Raw genomic sequence first — 9339 nt, 5'->3', positions numbered from 1 at the left:
ATCTCGGTGACTCGACGCCCGAGTGCCTTGCCGGTACGAAGGTAGAACGGCACCCCACCCCAGCGTCGCGTATCCACCTCCAGGGTGATGGCGGCGTAGGTTTCGGTGTTCGACTCGGAGTCGAAGCCCTCTTCCTCCTTGAGGCCCTTCACTTTCTGGCTGCCCTGCCACCCCGCGGAATACTGACCGCGCGCCGAGGTTCGATCGAGTGGCTCGGCGAGTTTGGTGGCCGAGAGCACCTTGATCTTCTCCGATTGCAGCTCCTTGGGGTTGAAGCTCACCGGCTCCTCCATCGCTGTGATGGCGAGAAGCTGCAGAAGGTGGTTCTGGATGACGTCGCGGGCGGCGCCGATTCCGTCGTAATACCCTGCGCGACCGCCCAATCCGATGTCCTCGGCCATCGTGATCTGGACGTGGTCGACGTAATGCGCATTCCAGATCGGATCGAACAGCTGGTTGGCGAAGCGCAGTGCCAGGATGTTCTGCACCGTCTCCTTGCCGAGATAGTGGTCGATGCGAAACACGGTGTCCTCGGGGAACACTCGGTTCACGACCGCGTTGAGCTCTTTCGCGCTCTGCAGATCGTGTCCGAACGGCTTCTCGATGACGACGCGTCTCCAGTTGCCGTCCTTGCTCTGCGCCAGGCCCGAGCGCGACAGCTGCTCGAGGACGACCGGGAACGCGCTCGGCGGAATGGACAGATAGAAGGCGTGATTCCCGCCGGTGCCGCGGGTCTCGTCGAGTTCGGTCAGTGTTCGTGACAGCTCGTCGAACGCGGCGTCGTCGTCGAAGGAGCCTTGGACGAACCGGAATCCTTCGGCGAGGGTGTTCCACACCTCCTCGCTGAACGGTGTTCGCGCGTGATCGCGCACGGAATCGTGCACGATCTTGGCGAAGTCCTGGTTCTGCCATTCCCGCCGGGCAAATCCGACCAGGGCGAAACCGGGGGGTAGCAGCCCCCGGTTCGCCAGGTCGTACACCGCAGGCATGAGCTTCTTACGCGCGAGATCGCCGGTCACCCCGAAGATGACCATGCTGCACGGGCCCGCGATACGGGGGAGCCGCTTGTCTCGGGCGTCGCGGAGAGGGTTGCGCCAGTCCGCGGAGTGGAGAGGTTCGGTTTCTGCGGTGGGCACAGTCGGTCAGCTCTTCTGACCTGCTTGGCGAAGCTGTTCGCCGGTGGCCTCGAGCAACTCGTTCCAGGCAGCCTCGAACTTCTGGACGCCTTCGTTCTCCAACGTCAGGAAGACATCGGAGATGTCGATACCGAGTGCCGAGATGCGGTCGAAGATCTCCTGGGATTCCGGTCCCTTGCCCGAGACCGTGTCGCCGACGATCTCGCCGTGATCGGCAACCGCGTCCATGGTCTTCTCCGGCATCGTGTTCACCGTGTTCGGCGAGACGAGCTCGGTGACGTACATGGTGTCGGGGTAGGCGTCGGACTTGACGCCGGTCGAGGCCCACAGCGGACGCTGCGGACGTGCGCCACTGCCGACGAGCTCGCGGAACCGAGGAGCGACCTCGAAGATCTGCTGGTACGCCACGTATGCGAGACGAGCATTGGCCAGCGCGGCCTTGCCCTTGAGCGCCTCGGCATCGGGAGTGCCGATCGCATCGAGTCGGGAATCGATCTCGCTGTCCACGCGGGAGACGAAGAACGACGCGACCGAGTGGATCTTGTCGAGGTCGTGACCGGCCGCGCGGGCCTTCTCGAGACCCTCGAGGTACGCGTTCATCACCAGCTCGTAGCGCTCGACGGAGAAGATCAGCGTGACGTTGACGCTGATGCCCTCGCCGATCACCTTGGCGATTGCGGGAATTCCGGCCTCGGTGGCCGGAATCTTGATGAGCAGGTTCGGGCGGTCGACGATCTTCCACAGCTCGACGGCCTGCTCGTACGTCTTGTCGGCGTCGTGGGCCATGCGGGGATCGACCTCGATCGACACCCGGCCGTCGACGCCTGCACTCGCCTCGTACTGAGGCATCAGGATGTCGCATGCTTCCCGGACGTCGTCCGTGGTGACCGTGCGGATCGTGGTCTCGACGTCGGCACCTTCACCGGCGAGCTTGGTCACCTGCTCGTCGTAGGCCTCGCCCGTGCTCAGGGCTGCCTGGAAGATCGACGGGTTGGTGGTCACTCCGACGACGCTCGTGGTGTCGATCAGGTCCTGGAGGTTGCCCGAGCGGATGCGGTCGCGGGACAGGTCGTCCAGCCATACCGAGATGCCGGCGGCGGAGAGCTCTGCAAGATTCTTGTTCTGGGTCATGAATTATCCCTTCACATTGGTGATGGAGCGCTGTGCGGCTGCGGTGACGGCCTCGGCCGTGAAGCCGAACTCGCGGAAAAGTGTTGCAGCGTCGGCAGATTCGCCGTAGTGCTCGAGCGAGATGATCTCGCCGAAGCCACCGACGATCTTCCACCACGGCATCGCGATGCCGGCCTCGATCGACACCCGGGCCTTGACGGTGGGCGGGATCACCTGATCGCGGTAGTTCTGATCCTGGCTCTCGAACCACTCGACGCACGGCATCGAGACGACGCGGGCGGCGATGCCCTGCGCCTCGAGCTGCTTCTGCGCCTCCACGGCGTACTGCAGCTCGGAGCCGGTGCCGATCAGGACGACGTCCGGGGTCGCCTTGGACGACTCGACGAGAATGTATCCACCCTTCGAGACGCCCTCGTAGCTGGTGCCCTCGAGAATCGGGATGCCCTGACGCGTCAGCGCGAGACCGACGGGTCCGCTGCTGCTGGACTTGGCCAGCACGGCCTGCCATGCGAATGCGGTTTCGTTGGCGTCACCGGGGCGAACCACCGACAGGTTCGGAATCGCCCGCAGCGCCGCGAGATGCTCGACCGGCTGGTGCGTCGGTCCGTCCTCGCCGAGGCCGATGGAGTCGTGCGTCCACACGTAGATGGGGTCGATGTCCATCAACGACGCGAGTCGAACTGCCGGCCGCATGTAGTCGCTGAACTGCATGAACGTTCCGCCGTATGCGCGGGTCGGGCCGTGCATGACGATGCCGGACAGGATGGCACCCATCGCGTGCTCACGGATGCCGAAGTGCAGCGTGCGGCCGTACGGCTCGGCGTCCCAGTCGTCGGTGGAGATCGACGTGGGGCCGAAGGACTTCGCACCCTTCATCGTGGTGTTGTTGCTGCCGGCCAGGTCGGCGGAGCCGCCCCACAGCTCCGGGAGGACAGGTCCGACGGCGTTGAGGACCTCGCCCGACGCCGCACGTGTCGCGACGGCTTTGCTACCGGGCTCCCAGGTGGGCAGAACGTCGGTCCAGTTCTCGGGCAACGTGCCCTGGGTCAGGCGGTCCAGTAGCTTCTTGCGCTCGGGCTCGCGCGCGGCCCAGGCGTCGAATTCGACGGTCCACTCGGCGTGAGCCTTACGGCCGCGTTCCTGCAGCTTGCGGGTGTGGCCGATGACCTCGTCGGTGACCTCGAACGTCTTGGCGGGGTCGAAATCGAGTGCCTGCTTGACCTTTGCGATCTCCTCGTCGCCCAGTGCGGCACCGTGAACAGCACCGGTGTTCATCATGGTGGGGGCCGGGAAACCGATGATGGTGCGCAGGACGATGATCGACGGCTTGTCGGTGACGGCCTTGGCAGCCTCGACGGCCTCTTCGATGGCAGTCACGTTCTCACCGCCCTCGACCACCTGCACGTGCCAGCCGTAGGCCTCGTAGCGCGCGGCCGTGTTCTCGGACAGGGCGATGTCGGTGGAGTGCTCGATCGAGATCTTGTTGTCGTCGTAGAACAGGATCAGGTTGCCGAGCTGCTGCGTACCGGCCAGCGACGACGCCTCGGACGTGACGCCTTCTTCGATGTCGCCGTCGGAGGCGATCACGTAGATGAAGTGGTCGAACGGACTCTCGCCGAGTGCGGGCTCGGGATCGAACAGGCCACGCTCGCGGCGCGCCGCCATGGCCATACCCACGGCGGAGGCGAGTCCCTGACCGAGCGGGCCGGTGGTGATCTCGACGCCGTCGGTGTGGCGGAACTCGGGGTGCCCGGGAGTCTTGGACTTGTAGGTGCGCAGCGCCTCGATGTCGGCGAGCTCGAGTCCGAAGCCGCCCAAGTAGAGCTGCAGGTAGAGCGTCAGGCTCGAGTGACCGCACGAGAGGACGAATCGGTCGCGGCCGATCCAGTGCGTGTCGGTGGGATCGTGGCGCATGGTGCGCTGAAAGAGGGTGTAGGCGAGAGGGGCCAGGCTCATCGCGGTTCCGGGGTGGCCGTTGCCGACCTTCTGCACTGCGTCCGCTGCCAGAACACGAACGGTGTCGACCGCTCGGGTGTCCAGGTCCGTCCAGTCGCTCGGGTGGTGCGCCGTGGTGAGGACGTCAATATCGTCTGTGATCGACACGAGCAGAAATCTCCTGACATTCGTTCGAGTTGTGGCTCCGAGGAATCGTCGCTCGGCGTCCGCTGCAATGCGCCTGGGTGGAGCGCGCGCGCAGTCGGTGCCGAAGGACGTCCCCCACCAGCCTAGTTCCGTCCGACCCTACTGTCGTGCCTTCCCCCGGGCGATTGCGCGCGGGTTACTCGTAGGCGACGTATTCCTCACTTTGGGTGCCCTGCGAATTGGAGGTGCAAACCCAGCCGTCTACCATCGGTCGTAGTAGGCGTACGTTCGTCGGCTGCCGCGGTAGTGAACGCGGGGGTCGGCGCTTGCGCGAAGGCGCCGAAGTGTCGCCATGAAGAGTCAACCCGCGTGCCGGTGGCATGCGAGCAAGTGGCCGAGTGCCAGAGAACGACAGTCGTGCGAGGAGACGCAGTGCGAATTGGGCAGCAGCCGGGCGGACACGGTTTCGCCGGCGGCCCCGGATTCGGAGCAGACGACGAGGGTGAGCCCACGCAGGCCGCGCCGGCGACGTCCGCCCCGCGCAGAGCACTCGCACTCTTTCTTGCGTATGTCGCGCTCACGAAGCCCCGGGTCATCGAACTCCTCCTCGTCACGACCATTCCGGCGATGCTGCTGGCCGACCGAGGAAACGTCGATCCCTGGCTGATCCTCACCACCCTCTTCGGCGGAATGCTGGCCGCAGCCAGCGCCAACACTCTGAACATGGTCGTCGACGCAGACATCGACAAGGTGATGAAGCGCACCGAGAAGCGCCCACTCGCGCGCGGTGCCATGCCCGTCTCGCACGCCCTGATCTTCGGGCTCGTCCTGGGTGTGTTCTCGTTCTTCTGGCTGTGGGCCACCACGAATCTGCTCAGCGGTGTGCTCGCCGTCGTGACGATCTGCTTCTACATTTTCGTCTACACGCTCGTGCTCAAACGGCGCACCTCGCAGAACGTGGTGTGGGGCGGCGCGGCCGGATGTATGCCGGTGATGATCGGTTGGTCCGCCGTGACCGGCACGATCGGGTGGCAGGCGCTGGTGATGTTCCTGGTGATCTTCCTGTGGACGCCGCCGCACACCTGGGCACTCATGCTCCGCTACAAGGAGGACTACCAGGCCGCCAACGTGCCGATGCTGCCTGCTGTCGCCTCGGAAACGAAGGTCACCAAGCACATCGTGCTCTACGCGTGGGCCACCGTTGCCGCAACGCTCGCGTTGGCCCCGGGCTCGGGCATCGTCTACGCAGCCGTCGCTGTGGCGTCGGGAGTGTGGTTCCTCGTCGTGGCCCACCGTCTCTACGCAGGCGTGCGTGCGGGAACACCGGTCAAGCCGCTCAAGCTGTTCATTCTCTCGAACGAATACCTGGCACTGGTGTTCTGCGGCTTGGCCGTCGACTCCGTTCTCGGCTGGCAGACGCTCGCTCAGATCCTTTCCTGAGCGAGCCGTCCGGCACAGTCGGCGTCAGGGAACCAGCACGATGGACCCCATCGTCTTGCGTGACTCCAAATCGATGTGGGCCCGAGCCGCATCCTCCAGCGCGTACTGCGCACCGATCTCGACCGTCAGAGCGCCGCTGGCCATCGCTGCGAACACATCTCCGGCGCGCCACTCCAGTTCGGCCCGGTTTCGGATGTGATGTGCGAGCGTGGGCCGGGTCAGGAACAGGGAGCCCGCGCCGTTCAGGCGCTGCGGATCCATGGGCGGGACGGGACCGCTCGCGGCACCGAACAGAGCCAGAGTCCCTCTGATCCGAAGCGACGCAAGACTTGCCTCGAACGTGTCGGCACCCACGCCGTCGTACACCGCATGGACACCCTCACCGTCGGTGATCTCACGCACGCGGGCGGCGATGTCGTCCTCGTAGCGCAACACGTGGGCGGCACCGGCCTGCGTCGACCGCTCGGCCTTGGCATCCGTGGAGACCGTGGTGATCACGTTCACGCCCTTCGCCACCGCCATCTGCGTCAACAACAGTCCGACGCCACCTGCGCCTGCATGTACCAGCACTGTGTCGCCCCGCTCGGCGGGATAGGTGGACTCGATCAGGTAATGCGCAGTCATGCCCTGGAGCAGCGCCGAGGCGGCCTGATCGGCAGGAACACCGTCGGGAACCGCGATGGCCGAGGAAGCGTCCACCAGGACGTATTCGGCGTAGCTGCCGGGTGCTGCGGCCCAGGCGACGCGAGCTCCCGGAGCAAAGTCCGTGACGTCCGCCCCGACCTGATCGATCACTCCGGACCCCTCGTCGCCGGGAACGTAGGGGAGTGCGCGCGGATACAGGCCGCGCCGAAAGTACGTATCGATGTAGTTGATGCCGATGGCGTCCGTCCTGACCAGGAGTTGAGCAGGTCCTGGCGTCGGTATCGGAACATCGACGACGTTCATGACCTCGGGTCCGCCGGTGTTGTCTATTCGAATGGCACGCATGAAGTCCGTTCTACACCGGCGCGTCGCACCCGGTGGCATCGATCCGCTCGATGTACGCACGCGGGCGAAGTTACCGATCAGTAACGACTGGACGGGTCGATGCGGGGACTGCGAACGGCCTCGGTATCGTGTCGGCATGGCTACCGAAATCGACAGTGCGGGCATCGAGAAGAACGAGTCGAACGACGTTCCCAAGGGAACGCTTGCGGCGGTGAAGAGCTTCCTCGCCGACCACGGCAACTCTGCCAACGTGGTGATTCAGCCGGTCGGTCGCGCCGGGACTCGGCTCACCATGGTCGGTGCCGACGGAGTTCTGGGGGACCAGGTGGTGGCGACGACCGCCATCGCCCGCGCGATCGTCGACGGTCTCGACCAGTTGACCGAGGCCGAATGGGACCGCGAGTTGACCAGTTCGGTCAATCCGGCACCCGGACACCACGAGAAGATGGCCGGGTGGGTAGCCCATCAGAAGAAGTTCCCGAAGGCGCGTAACCAGGCGATCGTCTGAGCGGAGAAAAGTCGCAAAACTTGTTCGATTCAGCGGGAACCATCTGGGCACCCGGTGCGTCGAAGTCAGTGGAGGGGCAGTCGGCCATCTGAGGGGGAGGTCGGCTGCCCCTCCACCCTGTTCGAAGATCGATCGATCGTCACGAGTGAACTGCGACGTCCTCGGCGGTCTCGATCTTGTCGGTCGCGGCCGGGCCGCGAGTTCGGCAGGCCGCCCAGACGGCAGCGGTGGCGGCGGTACACGCGCCCGCACCGGCCACATGGAAGGCGACGAGTACGGCTGGAACCCCGGTGAAGTACTGGACCAATCCGATCAGAGACTGTGCCAACACCAGAACGATCAGGACATTGAGTCGAAACGTGACAGTCTTGGGTGCGCGAACGGCATACAGGGCGAAGGCCAGTCCGACGAGCAGCGCCAGGTAGCCGACCAGGAACTGCGAGTGCGCGTGCACCAGCGTCACGATCTCGATACCGAGGCGCGGTACCGGTTCCTCGATGCTCTTGTCACCTGCGTGCGGACCAGCTCCGGTCACCATGGTGCCCGCGATCAGCACACCCGCCAGAGCGATCCCGGACAGTCCCGTCAGCGCTCGCAGAGCACCGGGCACCGTCGGCGTCGACTCCGATGCCGCATCGCTCTCGCCCACCTTGGCGTACAGCAGCGTGGCCAGCCAGACCATCGCCATCGAGACGACGAGGTGAACGGCGACGGTCCACCACAGCAGTCCGGTCAGCACGGTGAATCCACCGATCACGGCCTGCACGACGGTACCGAGTGGCATCAGCCACGCGAAGAACAGCACTCCGCGACGACGCCGCGCCCTGGTGACGGCGATGACGACAGCGGCAGCAGCGAGCACGACCACGAACGTGAGCAGGCGGTTACCGAACTCCACGGCCTGATGCAGAATCGGCACCTCGGACACTCCGACGGGGGTGAAGCTCCCGGGGAAGCACTGCGGCCAGGTGGGGCAACCGAGACCGGATCCGGTGACGCGAACGACTGCACCGGTGACGGCGATGCCGCCCTGCGTCAGGATCGCGATGAAAGCCAGAATTCGCTGCACACGAAGCGACGGCAGTGGCAGGAGATCGACGACGCGCAGGAATACGCCATAGAGCTTCCGTGGGAGGTAAGGCACTCCACGATGGTAAACGCCGATCAACTACACAGCGTCGTTGGGTAGCGAGCGTGACTCAGGTGAACTTGAACGTGCGGACGGCGAGCGTGCTGCACACCGCAGCCCACACCAGCAGTACGACCACACCGAACACGTCGAACGACGACGCCACACCCCTGCTCAGTGCCTCACCCAGTGCGCCGGACGGAACGATGCGTGCCACGTTCTGCAGTCCCTGGGGGATCTGGTCGTCGACGAACACAGCGCTTCCGACGCCCAGCATCACGAACCAGGCGATGTTCGCCAGCGCCAGCACGATCTCGGCGCGCAGGGTGCCGCCCAGCAGCAACCCCATGGACGCGAAGGTGACGGTTCCCAGAGCGATGATGACGGCACCGAGCAACAGCCCCGTCGCGCTCGGGCGCCATCCGAGAGCGACGCCGATCGAGCCGAGCAGAATCGACTGCAGGATCACCACGATCACCACGGCGGCGGATTTGCCGCCGATGATGCCCCACCGCGGAAGTGGTGTCGCCCCGAGCCGCTTGAGAGCGCCGTAGCGGCGATCGAAGCCGACGGCGATCGCCTGACCGGTGAACGCCGTCGACATGATGGCAACCATCATCACGGCCGGGACCACTCGGGCAACTCGGTCGACGCCGAGCTCGCCGAAGGGCAGCAGGGTCAATCCGATCAGCAACGTGATCGGGATGAACATCGTCAGCAGCAACTGTTCACCGTTGCGCAGCAACAACTTCAGCTCGAGGCGGGTCTGCGCGAGCAACATACGTGCAGCCGACGCGGGCTGCGGGCGAGGCGCGAACAGACCTGTCTCGAATCGGTTGTCGGCGAGCCGGGCTTCTCTGCGCACGGTCACTTCCTCAATTCTCTGCCGGTCAGTTCGAGGAACACGTCCTCGAGGCGGCGCT

General features: G+C 65.2%; 8 protein-coding genes. 2 read left to right on the top strand and 6 right to left on the bottom strand.

Annotated features, from left to right (window positions below):
- From zwf to tkt, 3 genes are all read right to left on the bottom strand, one after another.
- Nucleotides 1–1136: glucose-6-phosphate dehydrogenase (gene zwf, locus A2J02_RS12725; protein WP_068050521.1), on the bottom strand; the 1136-nt coding region annotated here is incomplete at its 3' end.
- A gap of 6 nt (nucleotides 1137–1142) precedes the next feature.
- Nucleotides 1143–2267 (bottom strand): transaldolase, encoded by a 1125-nt coding sequence (gene tal / locus A2J02_RS12720; protein WP_068050520.1) that lies wholly within the window; start codon nucleotides 2265–2267, stop codon nucleotides 1143–1145.
- 3 nt (nucleotides 2268–2270) lie between these two features.
- On the bottom strand, nucleotides 2271–4370 hold the full coding sequence (gene tkt, locus A2J02_RS12715; RefSeq protein ID WP_068050519.1) for a transketolase: 2100 nt from the start codon (nucleotides 4368–4370) through the stop codon (nucleotides 2271–2273).
- A gap of 411 nt (nucleotides 4371–4781) precedes the next feature.
- On the opposite strand from tkt, the gene A2J02_RS12710 reads away from it, so the two are divergent.
- A complete protein-coding gene (locus A2J02_RS12710; RefSeq protein WP_068050518.1) occupies nucleotides 4782–5789 on the top strand; it encodes a heme o synthase in 1008 nt (335 codons plus the stop codon).
- A gap of 24 nt (nucleotides 5790–5813) precedes the next feature.
- On the opposite strand, the gene A2J02_RS12705 is transcribed toward A2J02_RS12710, so the two are convergent.
- The gene (locus tag A2J02_RS12705) at nucleotides 5814–6779 is read right to left on the bottom strand and encodes a quinone oxidoreductase family protein (protein ID WP_068050517.1); all 966 of its coding nucleotides are present in this window, start codon (nucleotides 6777–6779) and stop codon (nucleotides 5814–5816) included.
- Between the two features lie 136 nt (nucleotides 6780–6915).
- On the opposite strand from A2J02_RS12705, the gene A2J02_RS12700 reads away from it, so the two are divergent.
- Entirely contained in the window at nucleotides 6916–7287 is a 372-nt protein-coding gene (locus A2J02_RS12700; RefSeq protein WP_068050522.1) for a hypothetical protein, read from the top strand.
- Nucleotides 7288–7426: 139 nt separating this feature from the next.
- On the opposite strand, the gene A2J02_RS12695 is transcribed toward A2J02_RS12700, so the two are convergent.
- Together A2J02_RS12695 and A2J02_RS12690 are read right to left on the bottom strand one after the other, a co-directional pair.
- Nucleotides 7427–8431: a COX15/CtaA family protein gene (locus A2J02_RS12695; RefSeq protein ID WP_094641867.1), complete on the bottom strand. Its 1005-nt coding sequence runs from the start codon at nucleotides 8429–8431 to the stop codon at nucleotides 7427–7429.
- A 55-nt stretch (nucleotides 8432–8486) separates the two neighbouring features.
- A complete protein-coding gene (locus A2J02_RS12690) occupies nucleotides 8487–9281 on the bottom strand; it encodes an ABC transporter permease (protein WP_373557666.1) in 795 nt (264 codons plus the stop codon).
- Nucleotides 9282–9339 lie beyond the last annotated feature (58 nt).

This window comes from Rhodococcus sp. EPR-147, from assembly GCF_001647185.1.
GTDB lineage: Bacteria > Actinomycetota > Actinomycetes > Mycobacteriales > Mycobacteriaceae > Rhodococcoides.
This window is presented reverse-complemented; position numbering and strand designations above follow the sequence as displayed.